Genomic DNA, 17,737 nt, shown 5'->3' with positions numbered 1-17,737 from the left:
GGAAGAAGTGTAAGCCTTGTTGAGATAATCTGAAGAGGTGAAATTTATGCTTTCGCAAATAAACAGTCAGCAGATGAATAGGTTAGAAGTTCAAGCTAGATATAGACGTAAAAAAGGCCTAACCGTTAGGTTAAGCCTTTCGTTTTAAATTAATTCGCAATTATGCGTTTTTCAGCTCAGCAACTTTTGCTTCTGAAAGAGGCTTAGTCACAAGTGCTAGTACAATACACACAGCCATCATTACTGCAGAGATTGTGTAAGCTAGGCCGTAACCGTCACCGTTAGTCATTGAGAAACCAACAACTGCCGCGCCGATTGCACCACCAATACCCCATGATGTGTAAAGCACACCGTAGTTAGTACCGTAGTTTTTCAGGCCGTAGAACTCAGCGGTTAGAGTAGGGAATACCGCTAGTAGCGTACCGTAACCTACTGCTGCAACCGCAGTACCGATGATCAATGTTACTTCTGATTGGAACGTTGCGAACAGTACCATGTTGATACCTTGTAGAACGAACGCTAGAAGAAGAGTGCGAACACCACCAATCTTATCTGCAAGCATACCTGCACAAACACGGCCGCCTGAGTTAAAGATTGCTAGAAGCGATGCTAGGTAAACTGCGTTTGGCAGGTTAGCTTGCACGCTTGCGATTGTAGTGATGTTACCGATGATCATAAGACCAACTGACGCTGCAAGTGCGTACATGATCCACAGTGAGTAAAACTGTGGTGTTTTAAGCATTGCTTTCCAAGTTAGGTCTTCAGATTTCTTAACCGCTTTAGGTGCTTGGCCTTCTTTTAGTTTAGGCTCAGCTGGCGTGTAATCTGCCGCTGGGTTGTTGATGGTTGCCGCTAGAGGAACTGCAATCAACAAAATACCAACACCTAGGATCTTAAAGCTGGTTTGAATGCCCATGCTATCGATCAGTGCAGAAGTCACTGGTGCAAGGTAAATAGCAGCAAGGCCAAAACCTGCAGCGATTAGACCGTTAACCATACCTTTCTTCGACGGGTGGAACCATTTCATCGCTGAAGGTGAAAGACACGCGTAACCAAAACCGATACCAGCACCAGTAATTACACCGAAAGTGATGTTTAGCATCATTGGTGTATTAACAAAACCAGAGGCGATCATGCCAAGGCCAGTAAGAACTGTACCTAGGATAAGGATCATGCGAGGACCCATACGGTCTTGAAGGATGCCTGCAACAAGAAGACAGATAGAGAAAGTGATAGTTGCTGTTGCGTATGGTGCAGATGCTTCTGCAGCACTCCAACCAGATTCAGTGACTAACGCTTTATTAAACACACTCCAAGCATACAGGATGCCAAGACAAAGGTTGATACAGAATCCTGCTAAAAGGATACGTGAAGCTTTATCAATCTTGCTCATATTCTTCTCATTTGTCCCCATTTCTGAGGATGGTTAACACTCGATATATTAAAAATAAGTTTGCGTTTATCAACATAAAGCGCAATGGGCGCGAATTATAACCAATTGAAGTGTGATTGGAATCTCTTTTTCCGAGATTCTTAAAATTAATTCTGTATGTTAATTATTTGGTGTTTATGTAACTTCTTTGTACTTTAAAGGCTGAGTGGAATTGGCTTGAATTCATCAACCAAACGAATGCATCCCAAAAGGAATAAGTTACTGTATTTATTTCTATATGAAGAGATATTAACTGGCGGTTAGCACTATTTGAAACCGGTTAGTTTTCTGTCAATTAAGGCTTATATCTCTTTGCAAGAGAGATGACTGAGAGTAGCATGCGCGCCGAATTTGAAATTTTGGTAGTAATAATGAAAGCAAAAGCAGTAACAATGGCGGTGGTAACGGCGCTGAGCGTTTCGTCTCTAACGGGCTGTATGGGTCAAATGGCGACAACGGGACTTGTGTCGAAATTTAACCTTGAGATTGTCGACAACCGCTACGGTCGTGAAGGTGTATTCTTACTTCTATCACCAGTATATGGTTTGGCTGGTACGATTGACCTATTCATCTTCAACTCAATTGAATTTTGGACGGGTACTAACCCGGTATCGGGTCGTTCTCCAGCGGTTGTCGATACGCCAACCAAAAACTACATCAAAGTGAATGGTCAATTGGATCCTGCATTAACGGGCGTACCGCTAACCAGCACCAATAACATCGAGAATGCGACCATGTCGCAAATTGATGAAGACACCATGCAGATGGACATTACCTATATTGACGGCCAACACAAAGTGTTGCGCGGTGTCAAAGGCGCTGAAAGTGTAGACTTTTACTTGAATGATGAGTTAGTAACAACCGTTTCTAACCAAGAGTTGAGCGATTACATTACCTCAGCTCAAATCTAATTGAAGCGCTAGGATTTCAAGCCCTCAAAAATTGAGGGCTTTTTTGTGCCCGACGGAAAATGCCCAGCAAAGGTATGTGATGTCTGTCGTATAAACTCAATGGCATAACGAATGATCACTATATTTAGACTATATACAAGTAGGGAATAATTCCTACTCATATTGCTAAGTCTCATTTAGTGATCCGTTGTCTGTTGTTTTGGTGGCTGTTGTGTCTCGTTTTTTATCACTGCTTCTATTTGTTATTGCATCAGCATCTTCTGCTGAACAGACCGACCAGAGCGAAACTCTTATCATCGCTAACTCTAAAGCGTGGAAACCATTTTCATTTATCAACAGTAGCGGTCAACCTGCAGGAATACTGATTGACTATTGGCGTGAGTATTCTCGTGTCACAGGGCAGCCCGTTGAATTTTTATTACTCGATTGGGCCGATTCGCTTAAAGCGGTGGCTGATGGGCGTGCCGATTTCCATGCAGGCTTATTACTGTCAAAAGAGCGAGACCGCTATTTAGATTTTAGCCAACCTATTCTGACCATTGACACCCAGCTATTTGTGAATAAGACACTGCTTAGTTATGAAATTTCAGAACTCATCACGGGAGAGCATAACTTTACACTTGGCGTGGTTGAAGGCGGATTTGAACAAGAATATGCGAGTAAGAACTTTCCCAAATTGGCGACAGTCAACTATTCCAACAACCAAGAACTGATCAAAGCCGCTTTTGAAGGGCGTATCGATGCTTTTGTCGCTGATCTCCAAGTGGCCAATTTCTATTTTCAAAGCGTCGGGCGAAGTGATCAATTCGCTAGTGTTTTTCACCTCTATTCTGGAATCGTGAGGCCCGCAGTAGCGGAAGGCAATGGAGGAATGCTACTTAAAATAGCGGAAGGCATGAGCCAAATCAGTGAAGAAGATAAGCATCGTATATTTAATCGTTGGATGTACATCGAAACTGTTTACCCTAATTATTTAATGCCGCTGCTGCTTATGTTGATGATTATCGCGATCATCAGCTACATGATTATGTTGAGAATGGCGGTAAAAGCAAAAACGCGACAATTAGAGAAGGCCAATAGCGAACTAAGATGTTTGTCTGAAACAGACCAACTGACAGGGTTGAGTAATCGACGCCACTTTTATCAAGAGTTTAGTAAGACGGTGGCTCAAGGTAGTAGCGTGAGTGTATTGCTGTTTGATATTGATGACTTTAAAACGATTAATGATACCTACGGCCATCAGGTTGGTGATGTCGTTATCCAACAAGTTGGTAGAGCGGTGAAGCAAGTCTCAAAAAGCTCGTATTTGATCGGCCGAATAGGTGGTGAGGAATTTGCTGCGGTTTGTCGCAATAGTACGGTTGAGGAAGCCTCGCACTATGCGGAAGCACTGTGTGATGTTGTACGTAAACTTAAAGTATTTGATGATGCCCAACATGTAACGATAAGTCTCGGCTGTGCTTACTATAAGAAGAGTAGTGAGGCGATCTCACTTTCAGAGGCAGACAGATTAATGTATCAAGCGAAGATGAAAGGAAAAGATCAGGTCGTGATGGAAATTGTAGAGCAGGGCAGTGATTCATTACAACCAATAACGCAATAGCTCAACTCACCGATGACTTACCAGATTGTGCTTTTAACCAGCAAGGTGAACAAATACCAAGCAAACAAACCTAAGTTAGATAAAAATAGCTTTCATTTTCAATTATCTGTGGCATATTAACTAGGTCTTCGAGACACAGTGTGCGTACTTCGTATAATGGCTATTACCTCAGCCTTCCAAGCTGATGATGCGGGTTCGATTCCCGCAGTACGCTCCAATCCTTTCTAAAGTTTTACCAATTCCAAATTACTGAAAAGAAAGCGCTTAACGGCGTGTTTTTTCGTATCTGTCGTTTGGAATAGTAATCCTAGCTATTCTTTTTTCTGTGCTGAGACCAAATTGAGACCATATTGAGACTAGCGCTATTTACGTTAAGTCCATTTGGTATGGTCCCAAATTATCAGCTCAATATTAGAAATGCTAATCCGCTAAACGTAACACCTTCTTTTCTTACACTTACAATCAAAGCCAAAATGTAATTTCTACCAATTAGTATTTTGTAGCAGATTGCTTTCGAATGTTCATTCCCAAACCACTTTTAATCGTTGCTGACTTATTAATCGGCTAATTCTGAATCTAGGTATCCTTCTTGGAAAGTATGAACTTAATGCGAGCTAGGCGAGTGCAAATACTCCATCCTGACTTAACGATCTAGTTTCTGTTCTATGAATATGACAAACGAAATTGTTCGGTGGATTATGCTAAGAAGTTCAAACACCTTTTTGGCCCATGCTGTATAACGAGGAGTAATTCGACCAAATCTCGTACATTGGGAGACTGACTTATCTTTGTACACTGCATAACCTAATGTTAATATCTATAAACGACCAATAATCATAGAGTTAGTAAAATGAACCTCAGTACAGCAAACGAAAACTTTAGGCAACTTGTTGGGCACAACGTTACTTATAGCATACCGCCATTTCAGCGAGACTATTCTTGGGGTGAGGAGAACTGGGAAGAACTATGGTTTGATATTTTAGCTATGTATAGCGAGGAAGATGACGCTGAGACTGAGCATTATATGGGATATCTAGTCTTACAAGAATCTACGAACAAAAAATCCAGCGCTGTGATCGATGGTCAACAAAGGATCACTACGATTTCAATCATAATCTTATCTGCACTGAATCACTTACAAAGCTTGATCAAGAAAGATTTGGATTCAGAAAACAATTTGAAACGTGAAAATGTGTTGCGTGAAAGCTACATAGGTTACATCGATCCTATTACGTTAAGTTCTCGTTCCAAATTAACCTTGAACAAGCACAATGATAGGTTTTACCAAACTTACATTGCAGTTAACTCTGAACGTATCCCTTCAAGAAACCTTAAAGCATCTGAGCATCTTCTTAGGAAAGCGTATAATTTTTACTCAAGTAAGATTGAGACAAGATTTGGTTTCACAGAATTAAGTGGCCAGGAAGTAACTGCTTTTATTGATTCATTAGTAGATAAATTGTTCTTCACCGTAATTTCAGTTACAGATGAGCTAAATGCTTTTAAAGTATTTGAAACGCTAAATGCGAGGGGTGTAAAACTTAGCTCCACAGATCTTTTAAAAAACTATCTTTTTTCTGTTCTAAGTAAAGACAATCCACATGACTGTGTTTTAGAAGATCTTGAGTCTTCATGGGAGCATATTAATGGCTTACTGAGCAGCGAGAGTTTTCCTGAGTTGTTGCGAATTTTCTGGAACAGTAAAAATAAGTTGGTTCGTAAAAAAGATCTATTCAAGACAATTCAAAAGGCTATAGATACACAAGCAAAAGCATTTCAATTGGTTAAAGACTTAGAATATAACGCTGAGATTTATGCGAACCTTCGTGATCCTAACAGTACCATTTGGGATACACTTGAGAAGGATGCTCTCTCGCAATTAATAATGTTCGGCGTGAAACAACCTATGGCGATGCTTATGTCTTCATATCGAAAATTCTTTGATACTGACAGACAGACTTTCACAAAAATTCTTCAGTCAATATCAGTAATATCGTTTAGGTATAACGTGATTTGTAGTTTACCACCACAAGATCAAGAGGGCTTGTATAGCTCGGTTGCTACGAGAATAGAGAACGGTAATCTTACCTCTTATTCAGAAGTTATTAATGCATTGAGGGATATCTATCCAGATGACACTCACTTTACTGCCGCATTTGCTAACAAGCAGTTAAAGACAACAAATACTCGTAATCAAAAGGTTGTTCAGTACATACTTATACCTGTGATCATTGAAGATGCTTGATTTTCTTTAGAATCAGGATCATGCTACGAACCATGAAAATTACACTGACTCCTCAACAGAAACTGCAACTCGAACAAATGCACGATATTGAACGTGATAGTCGAGTTTGCGACCGTATTAAGGCTGTTTTGCTGGCTTCTGAAGGCTGGAATCAGACTATGATTTCACAAGCTCTTCGGATTCATGAATCCACCGTTGCACGTCACCTTAGCGACTACGTTCTTTCTGAAAAACTTAAGCCTGAAAATGGCGGAAGTCAAAGCAAGCTTTCTGCAACTCAAACCATGCACCTAATCGAGCATTTGACTGAGAAAACCTATCCTCATACTCATCAAATTGTCGCCTACGTTAAAGAGACTTTTGGACTTGATTACACTGTCTCTGGTATGAACAAATGGCTTCACCATAACGGTTTTAGCTACAAGCAACCGAAAGGCGTTCCACATAAGTTTGATGAAGCAAAACAACAAGCTTTCATTGATGCTTACGAAGCGCTAAAGGCAAGTTGTGGCGAGGATGAATCGATAGTCTTTATCGATGCTGTTCACCCAACCCTATCAACAAAAATATCTCATGGCTGGATACGAACTGGTCAAGATAAAGTGATTGAAACAACGGGAAATCGCTGTCGATTGAACATTCTTGGCGCACTGAACCTGTCAGATATCGGAGCTACTATTGTTGATGATTATGAGAGCATTAACAGTGAAACGATAGTTCGTTTTTTCTGTAAGTTAAGAGAGAGTTATCCGTTAGCTCATAAGCTTCATATCATCTTAGATGGTGCGGGATATCACCGTAGTGACTTGGTCAGAGATGCGGCATTTGTCCTTAATATTGAGCTGCATTATCTTCCACCTTACAGCCCAAACCTCAACCCAATAGAGCGGCTTTGGAAAGTAATGAATGAGAAGTCGAGGAACAACGTTTACTTCAAAAGTAAACGGGACTTCAAGGCGGCAATAGACCAATTTTTTACTGTGACACTTCCAGAGATCGCAGGCTCTTTGGCATCTCGAATTAATGATAATTTTCAGGTTCTCAAGCCTGCATCTTCAAGTTGATTCGGTATAAAAAGTTAGAACATAGTGAGTCTGGAACACCTATTGATTTAGCGACTAACCAATTTAATATTGAACACATTTTGCCTCAGCGTGCGGGCGATGGCTGGGATCAATTTAATGGTGTTAGACAACAACAGTCAATTTATCGATTAGCTAATATGGTTATATTGGAGAAATCAATAAATAAGAATATTGGAAACCACCCTTACAAAATCAAGCGCGAATCACTTAAAGGTAGTACCGTTAAAATAACTACGGGTCTTGCAAACTTCTACGATGATTGGACTCCAGATAGCATCGAATCTCGACAAAAGTATCTAGCCAAGAAAGCTAAAACTATATGGCGAATTAATGAAATTTAAATATAAAGGCTCATTAGAGCCTTTTTTTGTTCTCAGTTGAGCTAGCACATGTGGTAATGACTGTTGAACTATAGACCAGCATACAAAATACTATAACATGGTTTTGCCTACTTTTTCTTATCTGTATATTTTCTGGATAACCGGGGGCTGACTAGAGCGCTTAGCGCGGATTTGTTTTGCATCCACTTTAAAGACCGAAATCGCCTAAGAATCAGCTATCGGTGAGCAAATGGGGCTCCACCAAGCGCCTGATATTCACCTTGGCTCCAAGCCTAGATGCCAGTAGGTACATGCCTCCTATCTTGCGGTGGAGAAATAGGGCATCGGCTGGAGGTGTGTGCCAATACTCTTGCTCCATGCTGAGTACTGAGGAATCCCCTAATGATTTTGATAAAAATCATAAATTTAAGGTAGATGCACATCTTGTCATGTGATCAAATGGTTCTGAGAAAAATCAATAACCAGACAACAAGATGTGCGAACTCGATATTTTACACGACTCTCTTTACCAATTCTGCCCTGAATTGCACTTAAAACGACTCAACAGTTTAACGCTGGCTTGCCACGCATTACTTGAATGTAAAACGCTCACTCTTACCGAACTTGGTCGTAACCTGCCAACGAAAGCCAGAACAAAACATAACATCAAACGAATCGACAGATTGTTAGGTAATCGTCACTTGCACAAAGAGCGACTCGCTGTATACCGTTGGCATGCCAGCTTTATCTGTTCAGGTAATTCGATGCCCATTGTTCTTGTTGACTGGTCTGATATTCGTGAGCAAAAACGGCTTATGGTATTGCGGGCTTCGGTGGCACTACATGGTCGTTCTATTACTCTTTATGAGAAAGCCTTTCCGCTTTCAGAGCAATGTTCAAAGAAGGCTCATGACCAATTTCTAGCCGACCTTGCAAGCATTCTACCGAGTAACACTACACCGCTCATTGTCAGTGATGCTGGCTTTAAAGTGCCATGGTATAAATCCGTTGAAAAGCTAGGTTGGTACTGGTTAAGTCGAGTCAGAGGGAAAGTGCAATATGCAGATTTAGGTGCGGAAAACTGGCAACCTATCAGCAACTTACATAGCATATCCTCAAGTCGCTCAAAGACTTTAGGCTATAAGAGGTTGACTAAGAGCAACCCAATTTCATGTCAAATTGCACTGTATAAATCACGTCCTAAAGGCCGAAAAAATCAGCGTTCGACACGGACTAATTGTCATCATCCGTCACCTAAAATCTACTCCGCTTCGACAAAAGAACCATGGGTTTTAGCGACTAACTTGCCCGTTGAAATCCGAACACCAAAGCAACTTGTTAGGCTCTACTCGAAGCGTATGCAAATTGAAGAAACCTTCCGAGACTTGAAAAGCCCAGCCTACGGTTTAGGCCTCCGTCATAGCCGAACTAGCAGCTCAGAGCGCTTTGATATCATGCTGCTAATCGCCCTAATGCTTCAACTGACATTTTGGCTTGCTGGAGTTCATGGTCAGAAACAAGGTTGGGATAAGCACTTCCAAGCTAACACTGTCAAAAATCGAAATGTACTCTCAACAGTGCGCTTAGGGATGGAAGTTTTGCGGCATTCTGGCTACACAATAACGAGGGAAGACTTGCTCGCGGCTGCAACCCTGCTTGCTCAAAATCTATTCAAACATGGTTGTGCTTTGGGGAAATTATGAGGGGATCCCTCAGTGCTGAGTATGGTTCCTGCTTCACGAAGCCTTTGTGCTAAACCACTGGCTTTGAAGTCGTAATCTTCATCAACAAGCATGGGTTCACACGCTATTTTTACTAAGTTGAGAATGGCTTGGCGTTGGTCTGGGAGAATGGTCTCGCTAAAATATCCAATTTGCTCTAGGGCTTTGTTTAGTCCCTGCTCATCATGATTAACGACAGATGTGAAAGCCAAACGATAACCATCACTGAATCGATCGCTGTATTCACGAGTAGCGCCAAAATCCAATAAGCCAATTTGACGTGTTTGCTCTACATACAGGTAATTAGCGAAGTTGGGATCGGTTTGCACCATTTTGAAGTCAAACAGCTCTTTGAACATTAGCTCGAGCAGGCTTTGCATGACAAAGTCGCGTGTCTTTTGGTCGTCATTTTCTATTTTTTCGATAGAACAGCCTTCGATGAAATCCATCGCTAGCACCGATTCGGATGAGCTTTGTAGGTAAACTTTGGGAACCACAAAGTGAGAACTTCCATTTAGTACATTGTAATATCGAGTCGCGTAATCTGCCTCTCGAGCATAATCGGCTTCATCGTGTAGTTGTTTTTTTGCTTCTTCCAACAAACTTTTGTAATCGACCGACTCTGGAATCAAGCCAACAATTTTGAGCAGAGTACCGACATTATTCACATCGCTATCGATACTTTTTCTGATCCCCGGATACTGAACTTTGACGGCCAGTTTATCACCGGCATCGCTGTAGGCTTGGTGAACTTGACCGATGGATGCACTGGCGATGGGTTTGAAGTTGAAGGAGATAAACTCTGCTTTCCAGTTTGTTCCGAGTGAATTTTCTAACACTTGGTTGAGCTGCTTGGCTGGCAGTGGGTCGGCGTCTGAACGCAGGCGAGCGAGAATGTTGGCTAACTCGGGTTCAAGAATATCACCTGCATCCATCGACAGCATTTGACCGAGTTTCATCGCTGCGCCGCGTAAATGCGCCAGTTGATCGGTGAGTCGGGCAATATTTTGGGGTGTTAATAGCAAGTCTTTTGCTTTGGGTTTGTTTCCTTGCGCGAGCTGTTTCGTGCCTTCTGTGATGACACTTCCGGCTACTCGAGTCGCGAGCGATGCGAACTTACTGAATCTTGAAAAGCGATGGGTAGGTAGACTTCTTTCTTTTGTCGACATAAAGGCTCTCTTTGGGTATCAAGGTTCATTACAAAGTTCCATGCTTGCTAGTGTATACCTAAACCCAGCAGTAGTTTTCCTAAAACATACAAAATGGTATTGGCTGCGTCCGTATCAATCTGAGGGTAGTCTAAAAAGGCTTTACTATAGATTGTTTGTAATGTTTTCTCGGTATCATGTTTGGCAAGCGCTAGTATCTCTTTCTAGCACAATGTGTACATCCCTTAGTTAAAACTTCGTCAGTGGAGCTATTGATTTACTTTATTTTTTTGTCGTCTCAATTTGTACGCAATCCCCGATTAGGTGGATCATTTTACTCAGTTATCCGACCCTATAATTATGGGCTTTCGTTATAGAGATAAGCGGGTGTCATGTCATGCCATGCCATATAGAGGGGGCATAGTGAATTTGGCCTGACATCTAGAAAATAGATAATTTAGTCTTCAACAATTGGCATCATAATGCCCATCATATGAAATAAATTGCAAAAAGCGCTTAACGGAGTGTTTTTGCGTATCTTTCGTTTGGAATGGTAATCAAATCGGTTTGTGAACTGCTTTTTTTAACCGCATTTTCGTGTCCTTACCTTGCGTACGACAACCCAAACAACACCATTGAGTTAATCATAGCAATGATGGGATTTATGATTATAATTCGCTCGTTAAGAATATGAGCTGTTTCTATTCTGTTAAATGGTTGTACCTGATTTATGTTTCAATATATTACGTCTATTCCTGCTGGCATCGCCTTGAGTATTGCAATTGTTGCCGAGGTGATAGCAACTTCATTCATACCGAAAACTGAACAATTTACCAAGCTTTCACCGAGTTTAATTGTTCTTTTCGGCTATGGCATTGCGTTCTTTCTGCTATCGGTTACGGTCAAAACAATGCCTGTCGGCATTGTATACGCAATCTGGAGTGGGGCTGGTATCGTACTTGTGGCAACCGTTAGCTACTTTCTTTATGGTCAAAAGCTTGATTTACCGGCGATAATTGGTCTTGCGTTTATTATTTCAGGGGTATTGATTGTTAATTTACTATCTAAATCAGTCGGTCACTAACCTATTGTAATATCGAGTAAACAGTCTGCATTGCATGCAGCTTAAGCGTCCGTTAAGTTGTCGTTCTAGATATTATCGATAATAAGCCCGTCTAGTCAGACGGGCTTTGATTATCTTTGATGTGTTTGAGTGAGGCGCTCATTAACTGGGTAGGCTGCATTCTTTATCAATTGGGATATTCAATATCAATTAGGGTATTCAATCCAACTCTTACCATCTAATGATACGTAGTATTTACCATTCACTTCTATCACGGTCGAACCAGAGTTCTGCGCGACAACTTTAGTCTCAGGCAAATTGGCGGTTAAGTTTTCAGGATCAAACTGTTTAACTTGATAGATATTTTTATCCAGAATATTGGCAATTAATTGTGATAGCGCCAAATAGCTGGAAGGTGCTTCAACATGTTTGGTTTCACCTTGGCGTTGGATATCTTTACCAAAAATCTTCAAACCGACAGGGGTATGAATGATCGTTGGGGCTGGGATCTCTCGCATACCGGATATTTGCATCCGATCTCCACGCATTCCAGCGCCATGTTCAGGGACCAGCGCAACAACGATGTTCCTTCCAGATGCTTCTAAGGTTTTAAAGAACGCGTACAAATCGTCTAGTAAATTCTTGAGGCGCTTTTTGTAACTCACCATCGACGTGGTTGAGTTGGCGTTGATGATTCGGTTTCCGTCGTGCAGTGAGATTGAGTTGTATAGCGTAAAAACTTTGTCGTCGTCGCTTTTTAGTCGCTCTTGCCACCAGCTTTCTAGAACTTGTTTATCGCGAAAGATGTTTGAGCCGTCAAATGACTTTTGGTAAGGCGTGAAGCCTTGTTGTGACATTAAGTCTGCTTGTATATCACCATCTTTTTTAATTAGCTCTAAAAAGCTATCAAATACGCCGTTGTGGTTCATGACCAAATTTTCACCAAAGCCTAATTGTTTGAGATCATCGAACAAGTAGCACTGTTTGTTTGGTGCAGGAGCGAATAATTGGCTATGTTCTGGCTGGCCACAACTTGCTCTTAATAAACGGATCACAGCAGGCCCACTGTAAGAGGTAGCTGAGCTAAAGTTGTCGAACATAATGTCGAACTCTTTAAACAGTGGATGATTTTCTAGTCCTGCAATTTCGATATCATCCCAAGCGACCGAACAAATACTCAGTAGCAGTAAATCAAAGGGGGCATCTTGTGCGGTTTGACGATTGAAATCGACCTTTCGTGACGCCTCTTGGGCAAAAAATTCTGCGGTTAGAGCATTAAGCGTGTTGTCGTTGATTTCAGTAACGGATACAGGTGCGTTGTCGGTAACTTGTGCTTCTGATTGTTCGGCTTCTTTGTTCTCGGTGATCGATTCAGGCTTGGATGTAGTGATACTTGGAAAGCTGATATAGCACATCGCAATGACAACCAGTACGGATACACGTAGGTACTTGCTGAGGATTGCGTAAGCCGCACAAATGACAAACAGCGCTATCACTGCATGAGGCGTGACAAAGCGCCCAAGCAGTTCGATTAGATAGCTTAATTCGAACTGCATTAATTGCCCAGCTTGCGCCCACAATCGCTCGAGAGGGGGTAAGTAAGAGTCAAAATGCAGCAACCATACTGCGATAAACGCGGCCAGAACATGACGGGTACGATTAAGCCCCTTGCTCTTAATGGGTAGCAAAATAGCGAATAATAATGCGAAGTTATACAGAGGGTGAAAATCGATCACCCCTTGTGAAAATAGGGCGATTTTGATGATGAAATAGATGTTCCACCAACCCAATCCGATTGACGGTATGGAGTTCGCAAGCGTTTTCGATGTCATGGGTTATTCTTCTTGTTTTGTGTCAAGTTCAAAATAGGCAGAGCGTTTAAATCGTTTCGTATAAAGGGTGCGAAGTGCGTGCAACATATCTCGTAGGAAAAACCCAACAAAGATACCAATAAATAAGCTAATACCGACTGTGAGCAAGAAATCGTTGATGTTCATAGTTATCCTTTTAGCGCGATCGTTTTTTTGATGGCAAAGAGAGTAGATACATCCGTTATCGCTGGGTTCTGTTCGGGAAAAATTTGCGTCTCAGTCGTCAGGTCCGTGACTTCTTTTGAGATCAAAGCTTCATCCTCTAGGATGTATTTTAGTTCAGAGTCAATGTCATACTGGGTTTCAAATGTACGCATTGAGTGAAACAAATCGCGAACGGGGAATTCGAAAATATTGTTTAATGCAATATCAATGTCGCTATGACGTATGGCGCTGAATAACACATACAGAGCTTTTTGCGTGGCGGTAACCACATCACCATCGCGCTTAACGTGGCAAAGTCGTAAACATTCCTCCGCTTGCATCCCCGGTAAAAAAGTGAGTTTTATTAAGGCAAAGTTGACCTTTGATTGCGCCGAAACTGAAATTACATCATTGCAGTAGCGGGTAAACTCTTTACCGCGTAGATAGCCTTTACTGCCAAATGATAAGTCGTATTTGGTTAAAGCATCTAAGCTCGAAGGAATAGGGCGCGTTAACAATTGCCCTTGAATGGCTTCTACTTGAGTCATAAAGCGCATTGGGGGGACTTGGACAGGACAAATAAGATTGACTCCTGATCGCAGTAGGTATTTTTCATCGGCATAGCGCAAACATTGCTGCGTTTCTCTAATGATGATCTTTAATTGTGAGCCAGCTTTTACCCTCATTTGGTAACAAGCGATAGCGAGTTGCTGTACTTCTTCTTGGCTTGAACAGCTAAAAATGATGGTTGATGCTCTAGGGCTATCTAATAAGCCAATTAAATGCTGATTACTCTCGGCAACATGCATATTCGCAGGGGCTTTTGACGTATCACCTAAAGCCGCTCTTACGATATAGACACGCTCGCTATCAGACTTATCCTCACTTAACGGTTGAATAGGGCTATGGTTGTGTTGGCTAGCTAACAGAGATGCCTCATTCTGACGAGTCAATACAAATTCTTGTGCAGCGATGACGCCATGGCGATTAGACCAAAAGTCAATCCAGTAGCTAAATCGCGATTCATCAAGAGCGGTCATGCTTGCTAGCCCTGCAAGTGTACGATTGTGAGTTAATAGTTTAGGTTTTAGAACTGAGGTGGCTAAATGACCAAAAATACACAGGTTTAATTTGGTTTTCGTTTTGCTAGCGAAAGCGGCTAAGTTGTTTAAAAATTTGTCTATTTCTTCATCGCTGTAGTGGGCAAGTGATGCATCGGGAAATAATAAAATGACATGTGTTTGTGGTGGGATATTAATTGTTTGAATATCTTCCGCTAAAGCGATGGGCTCGATTGTCTTTTTTTTTCTTTTGTTGTTAATAAAATAACTCAAATTGAAATATTCTTTTTGTAAGGCATTGAAAGTTTCTATTTGAGGTGTATCTAGCCCTGATAGAATCGACTGTTTATCGATGCAGCTGAGTAGAATGTTTGGTTGTTTTTTATTCAAAGCATTTAAAAGAAACTCAATTGTCATGTGCTTGTTAGTAAATAAATTGACATAAGTAGACTTACTTTCTAACTCACTGGTCTCTGCCGGTAATCCGATTGTTGATGACATGATAATTGCCTTTCTTTCAGTGGTTTAATGTGGTTTGTATGCGCCATAATCTAGACGCTTATGCTTGTTTGTTCTGAAATGCCAGTCGATTATGACAAAAAAATGACGTTAAGATATTAAACCAATTTGATCAAAAGTAAAATTACATATAGCATTGTTGTCCTTGATGTTTATAAGCAAAATTCGCATTCATATCGCAGGTATTAATTATCTTGGTGAATGATATTTTAGCTCATATGTCGTAAACGGATAATTACAACTTACTTTCAAACTCAGTTCTGAAAAACATCACTTAAGGAGATACAGCACGAATATGCAATGTTTTACATTGTGATATCGAATCGTGTTGTATCGCTTTGGATGCGCAGGTTAGGTGCATCAGTCGTTATTAGCGTCATTTATTTGGATTGATAGTGTTCGACGAGGAAGTCCGCACTCCAAACGAATGTGCCTGTAATGTGGAAAAGATGTTTTGTCACAGCCCGCAAAAGATATCAATTCGATCTACTCTTCATATGACTTGGTTCAACATCAATATGTTGAAACCGCTGAAAATGAATCGTACATACAAGTGAAAAATAAGTGGCTAGTGTTACAGAGTCAGCGTCATCATGTTGGCTCTATCGCGGCGGACAGGAGTTCGAAATCATTAGTTCATACAACGGAAACAGCATGAAACGCCTTCTTGTCGTCAGTTTAAGACGAGGATGTGGCTCGACAACAGTGACTGCGAATTTGGCTCAGTCATTAGTGAAGATCAATAAACCTGTGCTCGCTATTGATGTATCTGCGGAGAACTTGCTACGCCTTCATTTTGGTACACCCTACGATGAGAATGATGGTTGGGCGGTTCGTATGATGGGGGGATCGCTGTGGAATGAGGCCGGTTTTTCAAGCCCTCAAGGTGTGGATTTTTTACCATATGGCCAATCAAATGAAATCCTACATCAGAGTTTTACTCAAACGAATAACCAACCGATCAACGACTTGAATCAGGGGTTGCTTTCAGTTTGTGAGCCATCGCAGTGGCAGTTATTTCACGGTGAATTTTGGCAAATTTCCACGCCAGTATGGCAAGATTTTATTGCTTCAATGGACATGATATTTGTGGTGATTAAGGCTGATGCGATGAATTACGCAGTACTCCAGTCGCTCTTTGAGCACAACCATGTCCTACGTGAACTAATGGATAACGATAAAATCCGTTTTATTCTCAATCAATATCAACCGGAAACTGAAATTGGGCGAGATCTTGCGTTGGTTCTCAAGCAAGAACTAAAAACCTTATTGGTACCAGTATTGATGCATCAAGATACCGCGCTAATAGAATGCGCTGCTAATCTAACGACAATTCAACATTATTCACCTATTAGCCAAGCAGCGAAAGATTACCAAGCTCTCGCGTTTTGGTGTGTATCTGCTTTCTCTTCTAGCGCAGAACAGGGCTAAGTATGAAGGGGCTAAACTTAATTTTTCAGCGTTGGATAGTTGAACGATTTGAAACGCAAAAGAAAGTCTATGAACAGAAATGGGAATGCAGTTCGAACTGGATGGGGCAGCTAATTTTAAGTGCTTGGTTTTGCGTTAGTTTTGTTTTTCTCCAACCTGTGATTGCTGGCGTACCCTCTTGGAAACTGCCGCTAGTGTATTTCCCACAAGTTAATTTTGCCGCTCCGCGTCTATTTGATTCCATTAGATTTGTTGTGCAAAGTATTTGGTTGATTTTATTCAAGCAATGCATCACCCATTCGGGCTCTGATTTTGTCCGAAGACTTCTCTCGCGCGCAATCATTCAACTACGACACATCTTTTATCTACCTTTTGAATCGGTTGCAAAAATAGTGGGTTGGCTAGAAAAAAAGGCTAGTCAGGTTAACCAGCCGGAGTTGCGCCAAGCCGCCCGATCCAGCAAGTCCGCTCTAGTGCTCAATTACTTACTATTGATATGCGTTGTTTTCTTGGCATTGATCTGTTTTACCGTACCGTTTGGCTATCAAGCGCAGCTAGTGTTTGTGGTTTTGCTTTGGGCGCTGGCGATGATGGTGCGTCGTTTACCGGGGCGCTTTCCGACAATGTTGCTGATCATTATGTCGGTGACCGCTTCTTGTCGTTATCTTTGGTGGCGCTATTCTTCCACGTTGAACTGGGATGATCCCATTGCATTGGTGTTGGGGGGCATATTACTTATCGCTGAATCCTACTCATGGATTGTATTGATTCTTGGCTATTTCCAAAATATTTGGCCACTTAGTCGTAAGCCTTTAGAGATGCCGAAAGATACTTCGACGTGGCCGACCATCGATTTGATGATCCCGACTTACAATGAGGATTTAGATGTTGTTAAGGCGACAGTATATGCTTCCTTAGGCGTCGATTGGCCAAAAGATAAGCTCAATATCTATGTGTTGGACGATGGTAAGCGAGATAGTTTTCGCGAGTTTGCGCAAAGTGTGGGTGTGAATTACATTCGTCGACCTACCAATGAACATGCTAAAGCGGGCAACATCAATTATGCCTTAAAGCAAACGCATGGTGAGTATGTCGCCATTTTTGATTGCGACCATATCCCAACTCGAGCTTTTTTCCAGTTAACCATGGGCATGTTTCTTAAAGACCCCAAGCTCTGAGGGAT

General features: G+C 41.5%; 12 protein-coding genes, 1 tRNA gene and 4 pseudogenes. 10 read left to right on the top strand and 7 right to left on the bottom strand.

The features are described 5' to 3' along the window. Window positions 1-160: 160 nt before the first annotated feature. Window positions 161-1,393, bottom strand: coding sequence for an OFA family MFS transporter (locus tag RJD38_RS20405; RefSeq protein ID WP_005598456.1), 1,233 nt, complete (start codon window positions 1,391-1,393; stop codon window positions 161-163). A 410-nt stretch (window positions 1,394-1,803) separates the two neighbouring features. Between RJD38_RS20405 and RJD38_RS20400 the strand changes: the two genes are divergently transcribed. The 6 genes from RJD38_RS20400 to RJD38_RS20375 all read left to right on the top strand — a co-directional run bounded on the left by RJD38_RS20400 (window position 1,804) and on the right by RJD38_RS20375 (window position 7,617). Further along, window positions 1,804-2,343 carry a DUF3332 domain-containing protein gene (locus RJD38_RS20400; RefSeq protein ID WP_174269665.1) on the top strand — a complete coding sequence of 180 codons (540 nt, stop codon included), beginning with the start codon at window positions 1,804-1,806 and terminating at the stop codon, window positions 2,341-2,343. A gap of 211 nt (window positions 2,344-2,554) precedes the next feature. Continuing rightward, entirely contained in the window at window positions 2,555-3,946 is a 1,392-nt protein-coding gene (locus RJD38_RS20395; RefSeq protein ID WP_065546346.1) for a sensor domain-containing diguanylate cyclase, read from the top strand. A gap of 142 nt (window positions 3,947-4,088) precedes the next feature. Beyond that, window positions 4,089-4,163 (top strand) — tRNA-Gly (locus RJD38_RS20390). A gap of 633 nt (window positions 4,164-4,796) precedes the next feature. Further along, window positions 4,797-6,191, top strand: a complete 1,395-nt coding sequence (locus RJD38_RS20385) for a DUF262 domain-containing protein (protein WP_367971481.1) — start codon at window positions 4,797-4,799, stop codon at window positions 6,189-6,191. A 32-nt stretch (window positions 6,192-6,223) separates the two neighbouring features. Continuing rightward, the gene (locus RJD38_RS20380; protein ID WP_175422461.1) at window positions 6,224-7,255 is read left to right on the top strand and encodes an IS630 family transposase; all 1,032 of its coding nucleotides are present in this window, start codon (window positions 6,224-6,226) and stop codon (window positions 7,253-7,255) included. Further along, a complete protein-coding gene (locus RJD38_RS20375) occupies window positions 7,252-7,617 on the top strand; it encodes an HNH endonuclease family protein (RefSeq protein ID WP_367971480.1) in 366 nt (121 codons plus the stop codon). Before RJD38_RS20380 ends, RJD38_RS20375 begins: the two co-directional genes overlap by 4 nt. 211 nt (window positions 7,618-7,828) lie before the next feature. On the opposite strand, the pseudogene RJD38_RS20370 reads toward RJD38_RS20375, so the two are convergent. After that, window positions 7,829-7,987, bottom strand: a pseudogene (locus tag RJD38_RS20370) (AarF/ABC1/UbiB kinase family protein); the annotation flags it as partial. Between the two features lie 103 nt (window positions 7,988-8,090). Between RJD38_RS20370 and RJD38_RS20365 the strand changes: the two are divergent. After that, the gene (locus RJD38_RS20365) at window positions 8,091-9,299 is read left to right on the top strand and encodes an IS4 family transposase (protein ID WP_032073033.1); all 1,209 of its coding nucleotides are present in this window, start codon (window positions 8,091-8,093) and stop codon (window positions 9,297-9,299) included. Here the strand turns inward: RJD38_RS20365 and RJD38_RS20360 are convergent. Both RJD38_RS20360 and RJD38_RS20355 read right to left on the bottom strand, forming a co-directional pair. Then, window positions 9,281-10,486 (bottom strand): annotated as a pseudogene (locus tag RJD38_RS20360) (ABC1 kinase family protein); the annotation flags it as partial. The gene RJD38_RS20365 and the pseudogene RJD38_RS20360 sit on opposite strands and share 19 nt — an antisense overlap. Window positions 10,487-10,539: 53 nt before the next feature. Next, window positions 10,540-10,683: pseudogene (locus tag RJD38_RS20355) on the bottom strand (DUF393 domain-containing protein); the annotation flags it as partial. Between the two features lie 512 nt (window positions 10,684-11,195). On the opposite strand from RJD38_RS20355, the gene RJD38_RS20350 reads away from it, so the two are divergent. After that, a complete protein-coding gene (locus RJD38_RS20350) occupies window positions 11,196-11,549 on the top strand; it encodes a DMT family transporter (RefSeq protein ID WP_065546343.1) in 354 nt (117 codons plus the stop codon). 185 nt (window positions 11,550-11,734) lie between these two features. Here the strand turns inward: RJD38_RS20350 and bcsG are convergent, their stop codons facing one another. The 3 genes from bcsG to bcsE are packed head-to-tail and all read right to left on the bottom strand — an operon-like array spanning window position 11,735 to window position 15,105. Next, window positions 11,735-13,360 (bottom strand): cellulose biosynthesis protein BcsG, encoded by a 1,626-nt coding sequence (bcsG, locus tag RJD38_RS20345; RefSeq protein WP_065546342.1) that lies wholly within the window; start codon window positions 13,358-13,360, stop codon window positions 11,735-11,737. A 3-nt stretch (window positions 13,361-13,363) separates the two neighbouring features. Further along, window positions 13,364-13,525: a hypothetical protein gene (locus RJD38_RS20340; RefSeq protein WP_197497809.1), complete on the bottom strand. Its 162-nt coding sequence runs from the start codon at window positions 13,523-13,525 to the stop codon at window positions 13,364-13,366. A 2-nt stretch (window positions 13,526-13,527) separates the two neighbouring features. After that, window positions 13,528-15,105 carry a cellulose biosynthesis protein BcsE gene (bcsE, locus tag RJD38_RS20335; RefSeq protein WP_065546341.1) on the bottom strand — a complete coding sequence of 526 codons (1,578 nt, stop codon included), beginning with the start codon at window positions 15,103-15,105 and terminating at the stop codon, window positions 13,528-13,530. Window positions 15,106-15,777: 672 nt separating this feature from the next. On the opposite strand from bcsE, the gene bcsQ reads away from it, so the two are divergent. Next, complete coding sequence (gene bcsQ, locus RJD38_RS20330; RefSeq protein WP_083163675.1) at window positions 15,778-16,554, top strand: cellulose biosynthesis protein BcsQ; 777 nt, start codon at window positions 15,778-15,780, stop codon at window positions 16,552-16,554. A gap of 2 nt (window positions 16,555-16,556) precedes the next feature. After that, window positions 16,557-17,729, top strand: a pseudogene (locus RJD38_RS20325) (glycosyltransferase); the annotation flags it as partial. Window positions 17,730-17,737: the final 8 nt, after the last annotated feature.

Source organism: Vibrio scophthalmi (assembly GCF_040869025.1).
In the GTDB taxonomy this organism is placed as follows: domain Bacteria; phylum Pseudomonadota; class Gammaproteobacteria; order Enterobacterales; family Vibrionaceae; genus Vibrio; species Vibrio scophthalmi.
The sequence above is the reverse complement of the archived record's forward strand: the minus strand, read 5'-3'. Positions and strand labels throughout refer to the sequence as shown.

Excerpts from the sequence above, each read along its gene's own strand:
- RJD38_RS20405 (WP_005598456.1), bottom strand. The coding sequence starts at position 1,393 with ATGAGCAAGATTGATAAAGCTTCACGTATCCTTTTAGCAGGATTCTGT.
- RJD38_RS20400 (WP_174269665.1), top strand. The coding sequence starts at position 1,804 with ATGAAAGCAAAAGCAGTAACAATGGCGGTGGTAACGGCGCTGAGCGTT.
- RJD38_RS20385 (WP_367971481.1), top strand. The coding sequence starts at position 4,797 with ATGAACCTCAGTACAGCAAACGAAAACTTTAGGCAACTTGTTGGGCAC.
- RJD38_RS20380 (WP_175422461.1), top strand. The coding sequence starts at position 6,224 with ATGAAAATTACACTGACTCCTCAACAGAAACTGCAACTCGAACAAATG.
- RJD38_RS20365 (WP_032073033.1), top strand. The coding sequence starts at position 8,091 with ATGTGCGAACTCGATATTTTACACGACTCTCTTTACCAATTCTGCCCT.
- RJD38_RS20350 (WP_065546343.1), top strand. The coding sequence starts at position 11,196 with ATGTTTCAATATATTACGTCTATTCCTGCTGGCATCGCCTTGAGTATT.
- bcsG (WP_065546342.1), bottom strand. The coding sequence starts at position 13,360 with ATGACATCGAAAACGCTTGCGAACTCCATACCGTCAATCGGATTGGGT.
- RJD38_RS20340 (WP_197497809.1), bottom strand. The coding sequence starts at position 13,525 with ATGAACATCAACGATTTCTTGCTCACAGTCGGTATTAGCTTATTTATT.
- bcsE (WP_065546341.1), bottom strand. The coding sequence starts at position 15,105 with ATGTCATCAACAATCGGATTACCGGCAGAGACCAGTGAGTTAGAAAGT.
- bcsQ (WP_083163675.1), top strand. The coding sequence starts at position 15,778 with ATGAAACGCCTTCTTGTCGTCAGTTTAAGACGAGGATGTGGCTCGACA.